Source organism: Nonomuraea sp. NPDC049714 (assembly GCF_044465295.1).
Classification (GTDB): domain Bacteria; phylum Actinomycetota; class Actinomycetes; order Streptosporangiales; family Streptosporangiaceae; genus Nonomuraea.
The window spans coordinates 205,758-223,255 of sequence record NZ_JBITLM010000013.1; the positions used below are offsets into that span (position 1 = coordinate 205,758).

A 17,498-nucleotide genomic window follows, 5' to 3' on the forward strand; every position below is an offset into this window, starting at 1 on the left:
AATATGAATATATTGTTCCCGGTATGCCAATACCGTCGAGTGCCGGTGATCGTCCGCCCGAAGACCTGACCGCGCGTGCCCGCATCCGCGACGCCGCCCTCGATCAGTTCGCCGCCCGGGGCGTCAAAGCGGCCACGCTGAAGGACATCGCCGACGCCGCCGGCGTCTCTGTCGGCTTGGTCCAGCACCACTTCGGCTCCAAGGACGCGCTGCGTGAAGCCTGCGACATGCACGTCCGCGACACCGTGCTGGGCGCCGCCGGCCAGGTCCAGGACGGCGCCGACGTCAACGCCGAGTTCATGAAAGGGATGTACGACGCGAGCGAGCTCAGCGTCCGCTATCTCGCTCGGGCCTTGGTCGAGGGCTCGCCGGCGGCGGCGGCGTTGTTCGACGAAGGCGCCGAAGCCGCCGAGCGGTTCTTCGCGGAGACCTGGCCGGACGAGTTCTCGCCGGGCGAAGCGAAGGTACGCGAACGCGCCGTCGTGATGGCGGCGATGCACCTGGGCACGATCGTGCTCCACGAACACCTGTCCCGGCGACTCGGCATCGACGTCTTGCAGCGCGCGAACTCCAGTCTGATCGGCGCGGCCCTGGCCGATGTCTACGCACACATGGGGAAGTGGATCGCAGCCGAGCAGGGGGACCAGCTCCGTCAGGCCGTCACCGACTTTCACCTGAAAGAGCCCCCCGATGCCTGATGCGATCCGGATCCATCAACTGATCAAGAACTTCGGCCGGGTCCGCGCGCTGGACGGCCTGGACATGACCGTGCGGGAAGGAGAGGTGCACGGATTCCTCGGCCCCAACGGCGCCGGCAAGAGCACGACCCTGCGTATCCTCCTCGGCCTGCTGCGCAAGGACGGCGGCGAGGCCCGGCTGCTGGGCGGCGATCCCTGGGCCGATGCCGTCGAGCTGCACCGGCGGCTCGCGTACGTCCCCGGCGACGTCACCCTCTGGCCGAGCCTGACCGGCGGCGAGGTGATCGACCTGCTCGGCCGGCTGCGCGGCGGCGCCGACGCCAAGCGGCGCGACGAACTGATCGAGCGTTTCGCCCTTGATCCGCGCAAGAAGGCCCGGACGTACTCCAAGGGCAACCGGCAGAAGGTCGCGCTGATCGCCGCGCTCGCCTCCGAGGTGGAGTTACTGCTGCTGGACGAGCCGACCTCGGGCCTCGACCCGCTGATGGAGGCGGTCTTCCGCGAGGCCGTCATCGAGGAGCGGCGCGCCGGCCGTACGGTCCTGCTCTCCAGCCACATCCTCGCCGAGGTCGAGGCGCTCTGCGACCGGGTGAGCATCATCCGCGACGGCCGGATCGTGGAGGCCGGCACACTCGCACAGCTGCGCCATCTGACCCGTATCTCGGTCACGGCGGAGCTGACCAGAGTTCCGGACGACCGCCTGCCCCATGTCCACGAGCTCAGCACGGATGGTGACCGGGTGCGATTCCAGGCGGACACCGAGCACATCGGTGACGTGCTGGCCCGGCTCGCCGAGTACGGCGTCCGCGACATCACCGCCCAGCCCCCCACCCTCCAAGAGCTGTTCATGAGGCACTACCGGTGAACAGGACAGCACTGATCCGGCTGATCCTGCGCCGCGACCGCGTCTGGCAGCCACTGTGGATCCTGTCGGTCACCCTCTTCGTCGCGACCACGGTGGCCACCATCCGGGAGCTGCTCCCGACACCGGACGCCCTCCGGCGCTACGTCGACGAGATCGCCGACAATCCGGCCATCTTGCTGCTGCAAGGGCCGGCGTACGGCGACAGCGTGGGCGCGGCCGCCGCACAGCAGCGGGGCGCCGCCACCACGATTTTCGCCGCCCTGGCCAGCATCATCCTCCTGGTCAAGCACACCCGCTCCGACGAGGAGCAAGGGCGTCGCGAGCTCGTCGGCTCGGCCGCCGTGGGGCGGCACGCGCCGCTGACCGCCGCCCTCACCGTCGTGCTGGGCGCGAACCTGGTGCTGGCCGCGACGATCACCGTGGTCGGCGTGAGCGCCGGGCTCCCCCTGGCAGGGTCGCTCGCCTGGGGCCTGACGGCCGCCTCGGCCGGCTGGGTCGGGGCCGCGCTGGCCGCGGTGGCCGTGCAGCTCACCCAGCGCGCCCGCCTGGCCGGATCCTTGGCCTTCACGGTGTTCTTCACCGCGTACCTGATCCGCGGGTTCAGCGACCTGGGCGGCCCGGGGCTGGAATGGCTGGGCTGGCTCGTGCCGAACGGCTGGATCCTGCGCGCCCGCGCCTTCGGCGGCGAGCAGTGGTGGGTGTTCCCGGTGGTCGCGGTGTTCGTCGTGGCCCTGCTCTGGGCGGCCTACGCGCTGTCGGCCCGGCGGGACGTCGGCGCCGGGCTCGTGCCGTCGCGGCCGGGCCCCGCCCAGGCGCCGCCCGGCCTGAGCGGGCCGCTCGGGCTGGCGTGGCGGATGCACCGGGGCATGGCGCTGGCGTGGGTCACGGGCGCCGCCTTCATCGGCGTGGCGCTCGGGCTGGCCGGGCAGGGCGCGCTCGAACAGTTCGGTCAGAGCGGAGGGCTGGACTTCTGGGCCGAGCGGACCGGAGCCGCAGACCCCGTGGAGATCTTCTTCCGGCTCGTCGTGTACGAGCTGTCGGTGTTCTCCGTCTCCCTGTACGCGATCATGACCGTGCTGCGCCTGCGTGGCGCGGAGGGCACCGAGCTCTTCCTGTCGGGCCCGGTCAGCCGGACGCGCTGGGCGCTCAGCCATCTCGCTTTCGCGGTGACGGTACCGGTCGTCGTCCTGGTGGTCGCCGGTCTCGGGCTGGGCCTCGGCAGTGGCGACTTCGCCGGCACGCTGGCCCTCACCACGGTCATCCTGCCCGGCGTGTGGGTGATGGCCGGGATCGCCGTGGCGGCGTTCGGGCTGTTCCGGCGGGCCGGCGCGGTCATGGTGTGGGCCGTCCTCGCGCTGGCCATCGCCCTGGAGGTCAGCTGGGAAGTCGGGCTGGTGAGCGACTCGGTGTTCATGATTTCCCCGTTCGCACACGTCCATTACTCCACGCTGGCCAACCCGGGACCGGGCACCCTGCTCGGGCTCACGCTCGTCGCCGCCGGTTTCACAGCCGCCGGCCTGTACGGGCTCCGCCGCCGGGACCTGGCCGTCTGACTCCAGCACGGGACGCGGTCTCCATGAGCTGGCGCGCGGGCACCGCGAGCCGTTCCTCGGCACCCCGCCACCGGAGCTCGCCACGATCGCCAACTACCTTCGCGTGGACGACCCCGAGCAGGCGCCCGACCGGCGGTTCGCGCAGGCCGCGGAGAGGGCCAAGCCCGGTGGGCTACCGCAATGCGGACCGCCACACGCCTCGCCTCATTACACGGGCTTCAGCTCATACTGAAATAACTGTATATTGAACCTTGTGGACGAGCAGGAAGCGTTGCTGGAGTGGGTGGAGCGCGTGGCCATGTACCTGGCCCGCGACGGGGTGCCGCCGATTGCCGGGCGGGTGCTGGGCTGGCTGATGGTGTGCGATCCGCCGGAGCAGTCGGCCGGGCAGATCAGCGAGGCCATCGGCGCCAGCCGGGCCTCGCTGACCTCGAACCTGCGCCTGCTGACCAGTATGGGGTTCTTGACATGGCGGACCCGGCCGGGCGAGCGGACCGTCTACTACCGGATGGCCGAGGATGCGTGGGCCGTCGTGGTCCGGCAGCAGGTCGCCGGGATCACCTCGTTCCTGGCCATCACCCGCGACGGCCTCGACCTGGTCGGCCCGGACGACGACCGCTCCGCGCGCATCCAGCAGGCGCACACCACCTTCGCCTGGATGGCCGACGTGTTCGACAAGGCGCCGCCCCTGCGCGCCGACGACGACGAGGAGAACTCATGAGTAGCGGGCGGGCGATCGTGGTCGGCGGCGGCATCGGCGGGCTGGCCACCGCCGTGGCGCTGCATCGGATCGGCTGGCAGGCGGTGGTGCTTGAGCGGGCGGCCGAGCTGGGTGAGATCGGCGCCGGCATGTCCCAGGCGCCGAACGCGATGCGCTGCCTGGACACACTCGGCGTCGGCGACCAGGCCCGCGCGGCCGGGGTGCCTACCTACTCGACCGGTAATCTGCGCCTGCCGAACGGCCGCCACCTGCAACGGGCCCGCCCAGGCGACCCGACACCGCTACTCGCCTTCCACCGCGCCGACCTGCACCGGCTGCTGCTGGAGGCGGTGCCCGCCGGATGGGTGCGCACCGGCGCGGAAGTCACCGCCCTCCACCAGGACCGGGACCAGGTGACGGTCACCTGGACAGGCGGTGGGGCCACCGCCGACCTGGTGATCGGCGCCGACGGCATCCGCAGCACCGTGCGCCGGCTGCTGTGGCCGGACGCACCCCCACCCCGCTACCTCGGCCGGACCGCCTGGCTGGGCATCGCCCCCACCGGCGGGCTGCCGGGCAGCGTCACCATGGGCTCCGGCGCCTACTTCCTCATCCATCCGGTGAGCCGGGACCGCGCCTACTGGGCCTATGTCACCACCTGCCCCCAGCCCGGCGTCCGCCATGACGACGAGAAGGCCACGGTCCTCGACCACGTACGGGACTGGCACGATCCGATCCCGGAGCTCATCGCCGCCACCCCGGACGAGGCCGTGATCCACCTCGACATCCACGACCTCGACCCCCTGCCGTCCTACGTCAACGGGCGGGTGGCGCTGCTCGGCGACGCCGCGCACGCCATGAGCCCCGACCGCGGCCAAGGCGCCGGCCAGTCCATCGAGGACGCCGTCGTCCTGGCCGCCGCCCTTGCCGGGCAGCCCGCGATCGAGACCGCGCTACGCCGCTACGACACCGAACGCCGCCCCCGCACCCAAGCCACCGTGCGAGGCGCCCGCGCCGACGGCCGCCGCACCGCCTCCCCCGCCGCCCACCGATGGATGACGACCATGGTGCGACTGATGCCGGCCGCGCTGTGGCGCAAGGGCCTGGCACCCGACGGCAACGCCACCTGGCGCTGGCAACCACCCCACCTGCCCGCCCCGGACACCGGAAGGTGACGCGGTTCGCCATGGTGTGCGCGCCCGCTGCCGGGGCCCCGGGTCTCGTATTCAGCCGCACCTGAGGCGCGCGGCATGCGGCAACTCCCCGGCGCGCAGCTGACCGGGCCGGGCGTCCAGAAGCCGCCATCGAGTCGTCGTCCCGTCCGGGCCGTCGAGCGTCCCCAGCGCGAGCGCGGCGTCGATGCGACCCCGCACCTCCTTCTCCGCCTCTGGCTCCGCGGCGAACAGGACGCGCACCCGCACCGTGCCGCCCCGACGGTCGGCAGCCGTATGGTGCGGAGCGATCGGGCAGGGCGGCTCGTGCTCCCAGCCCCCGCACAGAGCCACCGTGATCGCCGCCCCAGGGACACGCACATCACCGCGCGCTTCCATGACGATCGTCGCCTCGTGGACGAAAGCTTCACGCACCCTCCCATGATTTCTCCCGCCGGTCCTGGGATCCAGCCCCCTCTCGGATGCTGCCGGTGACCTTAACCGGGCTGATGGCGGCAGGCCTCGTCCGCGTGAGCACTCGTACGCGCCTATCGGCGGCAGGCTGCCGGCCAGTCCGCTCGGGTCAGGCGACGACGCGGGTGTGCTGGACGGCAGCGGGCCCGGCGACGTACGGGCCGATCGCCGCGCGCCAACGAGCGTACTGCTCGGTGTCGCGGTAGCGCTCGTGGGCCGCGATATCAGTCCATTCCACGAGAAGTACGAACTTTGTTGGGGTCTCGACCCCCTGGGTGAGGCGTGCCGAGAGCATTCCCTCGGTCGGCCTGAACGCCTCACTGGCCGCGGCGTGTGCTTCCGCGAATTCCTTCTCGCTGCCTGGCTTTACGCTCATCTCGGCGATTCCGAGGATCATGGTCATCGCTCCAAATTCTGGGAGGTTTCGGTAATGTCATGGCATGACATCACTGCGATCGTAAGTCGCTCTACTTGCTACGGCGCTCCTGTCTGACGTGGAGGGCGTGGCGGTGACGCACGGTTGCTCTGAGTGCTAATTCCGGGTGATGCGGCGGCGCTCGATCAGATAGCCGGCGAGGACGAACCCGAGGCTGGGCAGGGTGGTCATGAGTTGCGGCCAGGTGTCTCCACCGGGCGGGTCGACGCTGGCTATTCCCGGATAGAACGCGACGGACAGTTGGGTGACGCCGTACATGCTCGCAATGATGGCGGCAGTTGCCAGCGACGCGCGCGTCTGGTCTGGTTTCCACAGGTAATAGAGGACCGCCAACGACAGTGCGACGCCCATGCTCATGGTCTGCGCGTTATGGAACTTCGCGTGCGGTGGCCACGCCGGATTGTAGATGTGCGACTCGTTCCAGTCGGCGATGTACGCGCCGACTGCGGTTCCCACCGCGGACAAGGAGATGAGCACCTTCCCCAACGGGAACTTCCTGCGGTTGCGATCTGACACCCTATTCTCCCTCGGGTGAATGTCCGACCCAGGTTCGCGCCTGATGGGCGGTCTCCGCCTGGTCCGGCAGCTGCTTCTCTTCGGCATCTCGAAGTGCTGCGAATTCAGTGAAGTTCGTGTCCCCGTGAAGGATTCCCACCACCGTGAATGTCGGTGACGTGGCCTTGTCCTTTCGATTCGGGATTTCGAACGATGTGATGGTCAGTCGGTCGTGATGACGAGCTTGCCGCCCCTGGGTGCGCGGTGCTGTTCCAGCTCGGTGAGCGCCGCGATCGCCTCGCCGAGCGGCACGGAGCGGGCAACCGGAATTCGCAGTTGACCCTCTCCGGCAGCTTGCACGACCGCGTCGAGGTCCGCGACATTGGCTTTGCCCATCAGCACTCGGTACGGTCCCGGTAGAGCGCTGCGAAGGAATCTCGCCGGTGTGGGATTGATGTCGATGATGCGGCCACCGGGCTTGAGCAACGCTTTCGCCGTTCCGATCGGCAGCGTGCCGGCGGTGTCGAAAACGACGTCGAATCGCCGCAGGTGTTTCCTGGTATCGACGTCGAATCCGACGACCGGGTCGATACCCAGCTCCCGTGCCTCATGTATGGCGGTGTCGCGGCAGCTGCCCGCCACGGACGCGCCGTGCGCCAGGGCGATCTGCGCGGCGGATCGGCCGACTCCGCCGAGGCAGCCGTGGATGAACACGGCGCGCCCGGCGCGTAGGTCGCCGATGCCGACCATGGCCTGGAAGGCGGTGAGCCCGACGACGGGCAGCGCGGCGGCTTCCTCCCAGGAGAGACTCGCCGGCTTCGACGCGACCGCGTTCTCCTCGGCGACGACCATCTCGGCGAACGCCCCCGCCGCCTTCAGGCCCGTCCCGCCGAGCACCTCGTCGCCGACGCCGAGCCGGGTGACGCCTGCGCCGACCGCCGTCACGACGCCCGCGAAGTCGTGCCCCACGCCGCGCGGGAACTTCCGGCCCGTCATGACCTTCATCTCCCCGCTGCGGATCTTCCAGTCCATTGGGTTGGCGGCTGCCGCCTTCACGCGGACCAGCACCTGACCCGGGCCGGGCGGCGCCGGCGCGAAATCCTCCAGCCGCAGCACCTCCGGCCCGCCGTACCGGTGGTACTGGATGCGCTTCGTCGTCATGGCACACACCCCTCAGTGATGTCATCTGATGACATCACTGTAGCACGGTGATGTCACCTGATGACATCACTACGAGATTCGGCACAGGGCGGCACTAAACTCGCCGTATGGGACGTTGGGAGCCGGGAGTCAGTGGTCGACTGCAGGAGGCCGCGCTGGCCCTGTATCTCGAACGGGGCTTCGAGCAGACCATGGTGGCCGACATCGCCGAGCGGGCCGGCGTGACCGCCCGTACCTTCTTCCGCCACTTCGCCGACAAGCGCGAGGTCCTCTTCGATGCCGCGGCCGAGCTGGAGGAGAAGGCACTGGCCGCGCTGGAGGCCGCGCCCACCACGGCGACAGCGCTGGATCTCGTCGCTGCGGCGCTCGACGCCATGGCCGACATCATCGGACACGACCGTGGCCTCGCCCGGCAGAGGCACACGGTGATCAGGGCCAACGCCGAGCTCCGGGAACGCGAATTGATCAAACTCGAACAGATGTCGGCCGCGGTCGCCGACGGGCTACGACGGCGCGGCATCGGCGACACGGAGGCCAGCCTGGCAGCCGAGACCGGCTCCGCGGTGTACCGCGTGGCCTTCCAGCGATGGGTGGACGCCGCCGACGAACTCGACCTCCGCGACACCATCCGCCGGTCGTTCGCCCAACTGCGCACCTTGACCGCCGCTGCGCACTGACCCCGTGCTGGTGCGCTAGCTACGCCACGATGACCTGCGGCGACGGAAGGCGTGGTGGAGATGTCGAAGCCGTACGCGCCAGCCCGGGCGAACACAGCACGTCACCCACCCGCAGCCGGTCCAGGTGCTGACCCGCCCGTCAGGGTGGGCGGTGCGCGAGTGTGACCTGTCATCGCCCAGTTGAACAACCGGGGCATGCACAACGAATGTCACGGCTGGGGCTCACGGGACGGCCGCCTGCGAGTGCCGAAGGCGACGGGTTCACACCAGGCGTTCCGGCCTTGCCGAGTCCCAGCGGGTGAGGACGTCCGGTCTCTCGGCAAGCTCACCCAGCCGGTCATCGTTGATGACGTTCTCCATACCGCGTGAGGCTGACGGTCAGGCGCAGGTGTAGCCGGACGGCAGGGCGGTGTCGCCGTTGGGCCTGCTCGCTTGGAAGCCGAAGCTGGTGGTGCCGGCTCCCGGCGCGAGCGTGCCGTTGTGGCTGACGCTTCTGACCGTGACGGTCTGGCCGCTGGTGGTGATGGTGGCGTTCCACGAGCCGGTCAGGGTGTGCCCGGCCGGCAGGGTAAAGGTGACGGTCCAGCTGCTGATCGTCGAGGTGCTGGTGTTGGTGATGGTCAGCGGCTGGATCACATACCCGCTCCCCCACTGGGACTGTACGGTCGGGGTGGCCGAGCAGGCACCGGTCGTACCTCCCTGAGTGGTGATCTGGACGGTGTTGGAGACCGGCGAGACGTTACCAGCGGCATCGCGCGCCCGGACCTGGTAGCGGTAGGTGGTGTCCGGGGACAGGCCCGTGTCGGTGAACGAGGTCGTGGCCGAGGTGTCGACCTGGGTGAACGTGCCGCCCATCGCGCCGGGAGCGCGCAGGATCTCATAGCCGGTCACACCGGTGTCGTCAGTGGAGGCCGCCCAGGTCAGGCTGGTGCCGGTTGTGGTGGTGCCCGAGGCGGTGAGCCCGGCCGGGGCGGTCGGCGGCATGGTGTCACCTCCGGTGGCGGCCGTGGTGAAGGTGGCCGGCGCGGAGTTGCCCGACAGGTTACCCGCGCCGTCACGCGCCCGTACGTACACCTGGTATTGGGTGTTGGCACTCAGCCCGGTCAGGGTGATCGAGGTGGTGGTGGACTGGCCGAGCTGCGGGTCGGTGGCGCCCTGCTCCCGATAGACGTTGTAGCCGGCCAAGCCGGAGCCGCCCTGGTCGGTGGACGCGGTCCAGGTCAGCGTGGCACTGGCGGCGGTCACGTTGGACGCGACCGGCGTGCCTGGCAGGGTCGGTGGCGTGGTGTCGGTCGGACTGGTGGTCAAACCGAAGAACTCGATGGCGTAGAGGGCCATACCGCTCTGCGGAAGAGCATGCCCGGCGCCCTGGATGCTGTACGCCTCCACCTGCACGGTGCCGGACGGATTGGCGTACCGGCTGCGGTTCCAGCTTGCCTGCGGGGTGTCGGTGCTGGTCGGGGTCTGGCTCAGCCCGAACACATTGGTCCACTGCTCGATCGACTCCCGCAGCAGCGAGTAGGGCACGAGGGTGTCGTTGGTGCCGTGCCACAGCTGCATGCGCGGGCGGGAGCCGGAATATCCCGGGTACGCCTGGCGGACCGCATCGCCCCACTGCTGGGGTGTTCGGTCCATGCTCCCGCCGGTGCACCTGCTGCTTCCGGGCGGGTAGTCGGAGGCGCCGGCGAAGCAGTTGAAGGGCACACCCATGAAGGAGGCCCCTGCCTTGAACATGTCCGGGTAGACGGCGAGCATGTGCTGGGTCATCATGCCGCCGGACGAGCTTCCAGTGGCGTAGACCCGGTTCGGATCTCCCTGATGGTTCCGCTCGACGTAGTCGATCATCGAGGCGATCGAGACCGGATCGCTGCCGCCGCCGCGCTGCTTGGCCGCGTCCGACCAGGTGTCGAAGCAGTTGCCGAACCCTGCCGACTGGGTGGCGGTCGGGTAGATGACGATGAAGCCATATCGATCCGCCAGCGAGGCGAACTCACTGCCCTGGTAGAAGCCGGGACCGGAGCCGCCGCAGCCATGCATCGCAACCACGATCGCCGGCGAGGCCGGGCGCGAGTCCGGCACATAGACGTGCATCCGCATGTTGCCCGGGTTGTTGCCGAAGCTGGTCACCTCCACCAGGGTGGCGGCGACGGCCGGCGATCCGAGTACAACGGTCATGACGGCAAAGAGCGCCGCGGCGCAGGCACTAGCCAGCACCGTGGTCAATCGTCTCATTCGCGCTCCTCCTCTCCATATCCGCGGCGCGCCACGGATAGGTCCGCCGCGTATTGACGTCGGTCGCTGGAAAATAGAAGGGCCACGATCCACCGTCAATGCACGCTTGGTGCGCATGCCCGCCAGTTCACCTGGCAATGAGCCGTTTCCCCTGGTTATCAAGTAACTTGTTATCAAGGTCCTTGATAACGGTGTGAGAAACTTACATTGGAGCCCGTCCTGACGGGGCGCGATATCGTCTCCTGGTGACCGATCCGGGTGTCCCCGCGGCCGCTGCGCCGGACGCACCGCCGCCCCGTGTGAGCTACCTAGTGTTCCGGCTGGAACGCCGCATCCGCGCCTGCCTGGATGAAGCGCTCGCCCGGCACGGCATGACGACCACCGGATACATGGCGCTCAGCGAGCTGCGCCTGCGCGACGCCCCATCCTCGGCCGATCTGGCCCGCATCGCCTTCGTCACTCCGCAGGCGATGAACCTGGTCATCCGCGATCTCGAACAACGCGGCCTGATCCGCCGCGATCCACATCCCTGCGGCGGCCGCGCTCTGCGCACCCGCCTTACCCCGAAAGGTTTGAGCACCCTCCGGCGATGCGACCGCTCCCTCGACAGCATCGAAGCCGTCATGCTCGCCGAGATCGACGACCCGGACCGCACGACACTCACGGAAGCGCTCACGCTGTGCGCCCGAGCCCTCCACCCGGACACACGCCCTTGACCCCGGTCCTTCGGATGAGGCAAGCAGGATGGTGCGGGCCGAGCGGCCTGCTTCCTGAACGGTACTGCGGAATCGCGCGCCCAGCCGCGGGCGCGGTGAAAGCACGGTGCCTCAGCGCGGCGTATCACCAGGCGTTAGTGGCGAATTCTGATCGCAAAGGCGGGAGAGGAGTCGCCCTTCGTCAGGGCAGGGCGCTGTCCTCGATCCAGCGGGTGTCTTCGATGGTCTCGTCTTGGGGACGCCGTAGTGTTCGGCCAGGGTGATCAGGTCTCACCCGGCTTCGCGCAGCAGTTTGGGTACGGCGACCCGGCCGAGACTGCGATCGACGAAGAACCTACGCGGCTGTTCGGGTGGCGACACGCAGGACATCCTCGATCTTGGCGCCCCCGCGGGCGAATCGGGGCCGGCCGAAGGCGTGGCGGGCATCTATCGTGACCTCGGCGACGCGGTATTGCGGAAGGGTGATCACTTCGGCGTATCCGTCGTGTGCGAAGTCCACGCGGCGCAGGTAGTTCTGCACGATCTCGGTGAAGACGCGTTGGTTGTTGCGGACGACGACCAGTTCGCGGGCCGAGTCGTCGCCGACGTGCTCGGCGTAGTCGTAGAGGACTTCGGCGCCGTCGGTGAAGAGCCGACGGCTGGCCAGGGCGTGTTCCAGGCCGAGTTCGCGCTGGAGTGCGTCGATCGCCGGTCGGATGCGCTGCAGTGGTACGCCTGCCTGCCGGAATGCGGCCAGGGCGTATCCCTCGGCCAACCCGATGAAGGGTACGGATGCCTCGTTCGGCTGCTCTGCCCGGGTGGCGGTGATCATCGGCTTGGCGCGGATCGCACGGCCGTCGCGCTGACGGCGTTGGTAACCGAAGGCCCAATTGGTGAAGGTAGAGGCGGGGATCGCGAGGTAGCCGGCAGCTTCGGCGATGCCGTACAACGGCGTATCGTAACTGAGCTCAACACAGAAGAGCCCACCTCTCAGGGCGGGGTTTCATGGGGTACTCCTGTGTCCGAGCGAGCACCACCGGTCGCCATGCCCTGCCGACATTTCTATTCCCGTACATCGCATTCATGTGGCCTGACGATGTCCGTGACGGATCAGGTTGGAGACCTTCGCGCAGGTGGTCGCACTGTGCGGCGGCGCCGGGTTCCAAGATCGCGACCAAGTTGAACCCCGCTGACCGTCGCCACCTTCCCCAACCCGTTGGCCGCCGAGTCGTCCCAGCTCAGGAGATCGATCAGCTCACAGCAGATCTGCCCCAGGCAGATCGCGTCACCCCTGGTCCGAATCGCTGCACATGATGGACGCATGAGCGAAGAATCAAAACTTCCCCTGTTGAACGCGCAGGTAAGACGCGAGCTTTATGAGCAGCGTGTTCTCGTTCTCGACGGCCCTCTCGACGATGACAACGGGACGCTGCTGGCCACGCAATTGATGACACTCGCCACACAGGACGCGTCGACCGACATCGCATTGTGGATCCACTCCCCGGGCGGCTCGGTTCCCTCGATGCTGGCGATCCGCGACGTCATTCGACTCATTCCCTGCGACGTATCGACCCTCGTGTTGGGCATCGCCTACAGCGCAGGGCAATTCCTGCTGTCCTCGGGAGCCCGCGGGAAGCGCCGCGCCCTGCCGCACTCACGCGTCCTGATGCACCAGGGCTCGGCGGGAATCGGCGGCACCGCGGTTGACATCGAACTGCAGGCCAACGACCTTCGGCATACGCGCGACACGGTGCTCGGCCTCATCGCCGAGGACACGGGACAACCCGTCGGGCGCATATTCGAGGATTCCCTGCACGATCGTTGGTATACAGCGCAAGAAGCACTCGACTACGGCTTCATCGATGCGATCGTGCAGAACTTCGGCGAAATCGCGCCCCACCATCGCCCGCGGCCCGGATTCGGCATCACCGAAGGAGTCGGCAAGTGACCTCATATACGATCCCGAACGTAATCGCCCAGAATCCTCGCGGCGAGCGGATCATGGATGTCTATTCGCACCTGCTCACCGAGCGAATCGTTTATCTGGGCACCGCCATTGACGCGGGCGTCGCGAACGCGCTCATCGCGCAGCTGATCTTTCTGGAGTCGGACAACCCCGATGCCGAGATCCAGTTCTATATCAACTGCGAAGGCGGCGACCCGAGCGCGATGCTCGCGATCTACGACACGATGCGTCATATCCGCCCGCGGGTCTCGACCACCTGCGTCGGACAGGCCGTCGCCGTGGGCGCTGTTCTTCTCGCCGCAGGCGCCGAGGGAAAACGTGCCGCTCTCCCACACGCACGGGTGATCTTGCACCAACCGGCCGCTCAAGGGCGCGGAACGATCCCCGATCTCATCTTGCAGGCTGACGAGGTCGTACGTGTCCGGGCGGACATTGAGCGCATCCTGTCACGCCACACCGGCCAGACGATCGAGACCCTACGCGCCGACACCGATCACGATCGCGTGTTCACCGCGACCGCGGCCTTGGAGTACGGGCTCCTCGACCAGATCATCGAGGAGCACTCCTAACCCCGTGGACACCCCGGCAAGCCGCGCTATGCGGCCAGTGCGTACGCCGTCGCCGCCGAGCAGGTAGCGCCTCTCGACACGCTGTGCTGAGCGGGGCGCAGGCTCTCGGCCACGGCAAGGGTCAGATCGACCAGGGTCACATCCAGCGCTCCGGCGACCGCAGCGATCATCTCGCTCGACGGCTCTTTGAGCCCTCGTTCTATCTCGGAGAGATATTGCGGTGAGACTCCGGCGCGACTCGCCGTCTCGCTCAACTTCTCGCCTCGCTCGTGACGAATGCCTCGCAGACACTCACCGAGCACCTGCCTCCACAGCCGCTCGCGAACCGGAGAGAACTCGGGGGCGGTCCGATCGATCGCCGGACGCAGCGGCGGGATGGAGGAGGCCATGCCTACACCATAGGGAGACCTCACGTTCGAGTCCTGTTGGCTTCGCGTAGAGCAGAACCAGTCACTGGCCCCTCCGCCCGCCCTCAGGGCGCCTCCGCCCGCTCACGAGTGGGCGCTGCGGCGGCGACCACTCGGTGACACGGGTACCCCGGCCACGTGACCAGGGCGCACACCGCGCTCTGCAAGGTGAGGCGGGGTCCGGAAGCCGGGTTGCGGTCCTTCCAACGCCAGGCCGGCCACTCGTGTGAGGCGCGGGCATCCTGAACGCCATGTCCGTCGCCGGTGCCGACCGCCCCTCCCGCACTCGCCGTACCGACCCCAGGCCCAGCACCTCGGCGCATCAGGACCCGAGGTGCTCAGCCCGCCGCCGGCTCTTCACCGACGGCGTACTGAGGGCCATGGGCTTACCGTGTATGTCGGAGGGCAAGCCGTCAGGCTACATGGATCCGGTGTATGGGGCTGGGTATAGCAGTGGGCCATGTGCGTCCGGTGGCGCTCAGTCCTCGGACTGGGATGGAGTTGCCGTCGAGGCGTTGCAGGATGCCGCCGACCAGTGCGGCGATGACGCCGAGGAGGAGGGCGATTGTAGCGAGCAGCGTGCGGATGGTTCGCGCTCCTTGGGGTTGGGGATTGTTCATGACGCTCCTTCCGAAGGGTGGTTGACGGTCAGGAGGCCGTTGACAAGATCGTCGGTGAGCCCGGCGCGGGTGTCTCCGGCGGCCTTCGCAAGGGCACGATGTGCTGTGATCTGTGTGTCAAGGGCGTCGACGACGAGGCCAATGCGGCGCTGTTCTTCGAGCGGGGGCAGCATCACCGGCATGGTTCCGAGTGTTGTAGCGCTGATAGAGGGAATGGCGCTCGCGGACTCGCTTCGTCCTTTGATCCATTCTTGGGCGGTCGGCGACGACAGAAGCGCCAGTAGGTAACGAGGGTCGACGCTGTCGGCAGGGCGCAGTCGCATGAGATTGGTGGACGGGAGCCACCCTGTTTCAGCCGCCGTGACGAGCGCCGTGGGGCCGACTGAACCAGTCCGCACGATGAGGATGTCGCCTTGACGGATCTGGTATCTCTCCAAGGCGCCTGCGCTCTCAGAGGAGAGACAGGCACTTGCTTGGGCTACGGCTCTTCGGCGGATTGCCTTCTGGCGTGGCGTTGCCAACGGTCGGCACGCACACGTCACGCCCAACGTCAACTCTTGGCATCGGTGACACATCGTCGTAGAACCGAGTCAGAGAGTTGGAATCCGGACGTGGGGTCTGAAGAAGTACGGCAGGCGCACCGGCCGCACCGGCGTCGATCAGCGCGAGCGGCTGCACTGGGTGGAACACATACGCGCGGCCGCCGCCCCGACGCGGGACGATCCTGCGGTCCTCCCACCCACTGTCCCGGGGCAGCTGCCGCTCTTCCCGGTCCGCCGGATGCTGTCCATCGACGTCTGCCGGCGCATTCTGCAGAGGCCACTCGTCGGCTATAGCGACGTCGTCGAGCACACCGCGGCGTTCGCGGCGGAGACCGGCATCGGCAAGCCCATGCAGCGCAAGCTGCACGAGATGCTGCGCCTCGCGCTCGCCGTGCGCGACGCAGACGGCGACGACCTCGTCGATGAGCTGGTCCTTGACGACATCCCCAACTACGGCCGGTCCGTCCGAGCGATCCTGCTGCGGGCAGAAATGCTCAGGCTCCTGCCAGAGCCCCGCGAACCTGACCGCCCCCGGCGGCCACGGGCGTCGCGGACTACGCGCCGTCTCTGGCCGCCCCGGACCATGACACCGAGATCCTGCCGGCAGTGCGGCTGCTGGTTCACTGCGAAGACGAGAGTCACCTGCGAGCCCTGCTCCTCCTTCGCCTTCCGGAAGAGAGGAAACCTCCCGGTATCCACGGGAGCGTGCGACCGCTGCCACCGTGTCGACCTGCCACTCGCCGGCGGACACTGCCGCGGATGCCGCTGGCACGTGGCCGACCATGGCCCAGGGGACTTCGCCCGGTTCGGAACGCAGCTGTGGCTCGGTGCACCGGTCCCGGCACCCACAAGCCTGCGTCACTCAAACGTGGCCCCGCCTACCCCGCGCCTCCCTGTCTCGGAGCACGTGGCGGCCCCTGGGCAGGAGAGGCTGTTCGAGCTCCGGCGAGACTGGCGCCCGGTGGCCGAGTTGGCGCGGCAGGATTTGCCGACGCTCACGGACTCGGCCCGGCAGCTGCTCGCCGACCTCGACAGCGTGATGAAGCAGGAGATGTGGTCCACGGTCACCAGAACCAAGACCCGGCACACGTTGACCGTCTTGGTGTCCTGGCTCGGCGCCGATGCCCCGCTGCTGGAGACCGACATCCGGGCGCTCGTCGACAACCGTCCCCGGAAGTTCAGCGGAAGGCGGGTTACACAGTTCCTCGAAACCCGAGGGCTGCTGATCCCGGATGCCGAGTTCCGCCGGGACGCGCATCAGAAGCGACTCGATGCGGAGCTCGCCGCACTGCCCGAGACAATCGCACAGGAACTCTCGGTCTGGATCAAGGTCGTGCGCGGAGAGGGCAAGTGGGAGCACACCGGCCGCACCTATCGGAGCATCGCCCGCTACTGGCATGTCCTCGACCCGATCCTCAAGGACTGGCTCGCGGACGGCGTCGAGAGCCTGCGCGAGATCACCCGTGACGACGTCAAAAGGGCCATCGCCACCCGCAAGGGGACGCCGGCCCGCTCAATCCACATCGTCCTGCGGAATGTCTTCCGGGCCCTTCGGCAAGAGGGCGTGACCTTCCGCGATCCCACCCGCGGCCTCGTCTTCGCCGGGATCAACAAGATCCCGCCTTCCGTGCCCTCAGACCGACTGGCCGACGTCCTCAGCCATGCGCAGAACGACCTCCAGCGCTTCATGATGGTGCTGGTCTGCGTCCATGCGCTCAGCGGCACCGACATCCGCCACCTGCTGCTCACCGACCTCGACCTGTCCCGTGAGCGCCTCATCGTCCGGCGCCCCGGCAAACGGCACATCATCTACCTGGACGAACTCACCTACCGCTGCGCCTCCGCGTGGCTCCGCGAACGTCACCGCCGCTGGCCAGTGACCACCAACCCGCATCTGCTGATCAACCGATGGACCGCGGTAGACACCACTCACTCGCCCATCGGCACCACGTTCACCGCCGTCTTCCGGCCCACCGGACTCACGATGCAGACGCTACGGCAGGACCGGATCCGCGACGAGGCATTCGAGGTCGACGACCCGCTGCACCTGATGCGCCTGTTCGGTATCTCCTCGCAGACCGCAATGCGGTACATCACTGCGGCTCACCCCGAACGCACCGCGAAGCTTCCCCGATGAGGCGAGCGGCAGCCATCAACCAGCAGAGCCGTTGCATGAGGACCGCGTGATGCGGCAGCCGCGCATCGCATACTTCGGCCGTACTCTCGCCTTACAGCAAAGCATTCTTTCACTCCGGCC

Annotated in this window: 18 protein-coding genes; 10 read left to right on the forward strand and 8 right to left on the reverse strand. The window is 68.2% G+C overall.

The annotated features are described in order from the left end of the window. Nucleotides 1–23 precede the first annotated feature (23 nt). The 5 genes from ACIBQX_RS39560 to ACIBQX_RS39580 all read left to right on the forward strand — a co-directional run bounded on the left by ACIBQX_RS39560 (nt 24) and on the right by ACIBQX_RS39580 (nt 4,991). Entirely contained in the window at nt 24–698 is a 675-nt protein-coding gene (locus ACIBQX_RS39560; protein WP_397013841.1) for a TetR/AcrR family transcriptional regulator, read from the forward strand. Next, entirely contained in the window at nt 691–1,563 is an 873-nt protein-coding gene (locus tag ACIBQX_RS39565) for an ATP-binding cassette domain-containing protein (RefSeq protein ID WP_397013843.1), read from the forward strand. Before ACIBQX_RS39560 ends, ACIBQX_RS39565 begins: the two co-directional genes overlap by 8 nt. Beyond that, nucleotides 1,560–3,116: an ABC transporter permease gene (locus ACIBQX_RS39570; RefSeq protein WP_397013845.1), complete on the forward strand. Its 1,557-nt coding sequence runs from the start codon at nt 1,560–1,562 to the stop codon at nt 3,114–3,116. Before ACIBQX_RS39565 ends, ACIBQX_RS39570 begins: the two co-directional genes overlap by 4 nt. A gap of 253 nt (nt 3,117–3,369) precedes the next feature. Beyond that, on the forward strand, nt 3,370–3,837 hold the full coding sequence (locus ACIBQX_RS39575) for a GbsR/MarR family transcriptional regulator (RefSeq protein ID WP_397013847.1): 468 nt from the start codon (nt 3,370–3,372) through the stop codon (nt 3,835–3,837). Then, the gene (locus ACIBQX_RS39580) at nt 3,834–4,991 is read left to right on the forward strand and encodes an FAD-dependent monooxygenase (protein WP_397013849.1); all 1,158 of its coding nucleotides are present in this window, start codon (nt 3,834–3,836) and stop codon (nt 4,989–4,991) included. The genes ACIBQX_RS39575 and ACIBQX_RS39580 overlap by 4 nt, the downstream gene beginning before the upstream one ends. A gap of 51 nt (nt 4,992–5,042) precedes the next feature. Here ACIBQX_RS39580 and ACIBQX_RS39585 read toward each other — a convergent pair whose 3' ends face one another. The 4 genes from ACIBQX_RS39585 to ACIBQX_RS39600 form a co-directional block, all read right to left on the reverse strand. After that, nucleotides 5,043–5,402 (reverse strand): hypothetical protein, encoded by a 360-nt coding sequence (locus tag ACIBQX_RS39585; RefSeq protein WP_397013851.1) that lies wholly within the window; start codon nt 5,400–5,402, stop codon nt 5,043–5,045. Between the two features lie 148 nt (nt 5,403–5,550). Next, nucleotides 5,551–5,844 (reverse strand): putative quinol monooxygenase, encoded by a 294-nt coding sequence (locus ACIBQX_RS39590; protein WP_397013853.1) that lies wholly within the window; start codon nt 5,842–5,844, stop codon nt 5,551–5,553. A 129-nt stretch (nt 5,845–5,973) separates the two neighbouring features. Then, a complete protein-coding gene (locus tag ACIBQX_RS39595; protein WP_397013855.1) occupies nt 5,974–6,393 on the reverse strand; it encodes a DUF6640 family protein in 420 nt (139 codons plus the stop codon). A 201-nt stretch (nt 6,394–6,594) separates the two neighbouring features. Next, complete coding sequence (locus ACIBQX_RS39600; RefSeq protein ID WP_397013857.1) at nt 6,595–7,533, reverse strand: NADP-dependent oxidoreductase; 939 nt, start codon at nt 7,531–7,533, stop codon at nt 6,595–6,597. A 107-nt stretch (nt 7,534–7,640) separates the two neighbouring features. Here ACIBQX_RS39600 and ACIBQX_RS39605 point away from each other — a divergent pair, with 107 nt between their 5' ends. After that, nucleotides 7,641–8,210, forward strand: a complete 570-nt coding sequence (locus tag ACIBQX_RS39605; protein WP_397013859.1) for a TetR family transcriptional regulator — start codon at nt 7,641–7,643, stop codon at nt 8,208–8,210. Nucleotides 8,211–8,588: 378 nt separating this feature from the next. Here the strand turns inward: ACIBQX_RS39605 and ACIBQX_RS39610 are convergent, their stop codons facing one another. Next, nucleotides 8,589–10,442: a PHB depolymerase family esterase gene (locus tag ACIBQX_RS39610; RefSeq protein ID WP_397013861.1), complete on the reverse strand. Its 1,854-nt coding sequence runs from the start codon at nt 10,440–10,442 to the stop codon at nt 8,589–8,591. A gap of 245 nt (nt 10,443–10,687) precedes the next feature. Here ACIBQX_RS39610 and ACIBQX_RS39615 point away from each other — a divergent pair, with 245 nt between their 5' ends. Then, nucleotides 10,688–11,158 (forward strand): MarR family winged helix-turn-helix transcriptional regulator, encoded by a 471-nt coding sequence (locus ACIBQX_RS39615; RefSeq protein WP_397013863.1) that lies wholly within the window; start codon nt 10,688–10,690, stop codon nt 11,156–11,158. Between the two features lie 334 nt (nt 11,159–11,492). Here ACIBQX_RS39615 and ACIBQX_RS39620 read toward each other — a convergent pair whose 3' ends face one another. Beyond that, nucleotides 11,493–12,086, reverse strand: coding sequence for a hypothetical protein (locus ACIBQX_RS39620; RefSeq protein ID WP_397013865.1), 594 nt, complete (start codon nt 12,084–12,086; stop codon nt 11,493–11,495). A gap of 372 nt (nt 12,087–12,458) precedes the next feature. Between ACIBQX_RS39620 and ACIBQX_RS39625 the strand changes: the two genes are divergently transcribed. Next, nucleotides 12,459–13,085, forward strand: a complete 627-nt coding sequence (locus ACIBQX_RS39625; protein WP_355041006.1) for an ATP-dependent Clp protease proteolytic subunit — start codon at nt 12,459–12,461, stop codon at nt 13,083–13,085. Continuing rightward, nucleotides 13,082–13,672, forward strand: coding sequence for a ClpP family protease (locus ACIBQX_RS39630; protein ID WP_091081201.1), 591 nt, complete (start codon nt 13,082–13,084; stop codon nt 13,670–13,672). The genes ACIBQX_RS39625 and ACIBQX_RS39630 overlap by 4 nt, the downstream gene beginning before the upstream one ends. 26 nt (nt 13,673–13,698) lie before the next feature. Here ACIBQX_RS39630 and ACIBQX_RS39635 read toward each other — a convergent pair whose 3' ends face one another. Both ACIBQX_RS39635 and ACIBQX_RS39640 read right to left on the reverse strand, forming a co-directional pair. Continuing rightward, the gene (locus tag ACIBQX_RS39635) at nt 13,699–14,061 is read right to left on the reverse strand and encodes a helix-turn-helix domain-containing protein (protein ID WP_091081204.1); all 363 of its coding nucleotides are present in this window, start codon (nt 14,059–14,061) and stop codon (nt 13,699–13,701) included. Between the two features lie 634 nt (nt 14,062–14,695). Then, complete coding sequence (locus tag ACIBQX_RS39640; RefSeq protein ID WP_397013868.1) at nt 14,696–15,274, reverse strand: restriction endonuclease subunit S; 579 nt, start codon at nt 15,272–15,274, stop codon at nt 14,696–14,698. A 205-nt stretch (nt 15,275–15,479) separates the two neighbouring features. Here ACIBQX_RS39640 and ACIBQX_RS39645 point away from each other — a divergent pair, with 205 nt between their 5' ends. Then, on the forward strand, nt 15,480–17,378 hold the full coding sequence (locus tag ACIBQX_RS39645; RefSeq protein WP_397013870.1) for a hypothetical protein: 1,899 nt from the start codon (nt 15,480–15,482) through the stop codon (nt 17,376–17,378). Nucleotides 17,379–17,498: the final 120 nt, after the last annotated feature.

What these genes read in the sequence shown, in the direction of transcription:
- ACIBQX_RS39560 (WP_397013841.1), top strand. Translation starts at nt 24, where the DNA reads ATGCCAATACCGTCGAGTGCCGGTGATCGTCCGCCCGAAGACCTGACC.
- ACIBQX_RS39565 (WP_397013843.1), top strand. Translation starts at nt 691, where the DNA reads ATGCCTGATGCGATCCGGATCCATCAACTGATCAAGAACTTCGGCCGG.
- ACIBQX_RS39580 (WP_397013849.1), top strand. Translation starts at nt 3,834, where the DNA reads ATGAGTAGCGGGCGGGCGATCGTGGTCGGCGGCGGCATCGGCGGGCTG.
- ACIBQX_RS39590 (WP_397013853.1), bottom strand. Translation starts at nt 5,844, where the DNA reads ATGACCATGATCCTCGGAATCGCCGAGATGAGCGTAAAGCCAGGCAGC.
- ACIBQX_RS39600 (WP_397013857.1), bottom strand. Translation starts at nt 7,533, where the DNA reads ATGACGACGAAGCGCATCCAGTACCACCGGTACGGCGGGCCGGAGGTG.
- ACIBQX_RS39605 (WP_397013859.1), top strand. Translation starts at nt 7,641, where the DNA reads ATGGGACGTTGGGAGCCGGGAGTCAGTGGTCGACTGCAGGAGGCCGCG.
- ACIBQX_RS39610 (WP_397013861.1), bottom strand. Translation starts at nt 10,442, where the DNA reads ATGAGACGATTGACCACGGTGCTGGCTAGTGCCTGCGCCGCGGCGCTC.
- ACIBQX_RS39625 (WP_355041006.1), top strand. Translation starts at nt 12,459, where the DNA reads ATGAGCGAAGAATCAAAACTTCCCCTGTTGAACGCGCAGGTAAGACGC.
- ACIBQX_RS39635 (WP_091081204.1), bottom strand. Translation starts at nt 14,061, where the DNA reads ATGGCCTCCTCCATCCCGCCGCTGCGTCCGGCGATCGATCGGACCGCC.
- ACIBQX_RS39640 (WP_397013868.1), bottom strand. Translation starts at nt 15,274, where the DNA reads ATGTGTCACCGATGCCAAGAGTTGACGTTGGGCGTGACGTGTGCGTGC.
- ACIBQX_RS39645 (WP_397013870.1), top strand. Translation starts at nt 15,480, where the DNA reads ATGCTGTCCATCGACGTCTGCCGGCGCATTCTGCAGAGGCCACTCGTC.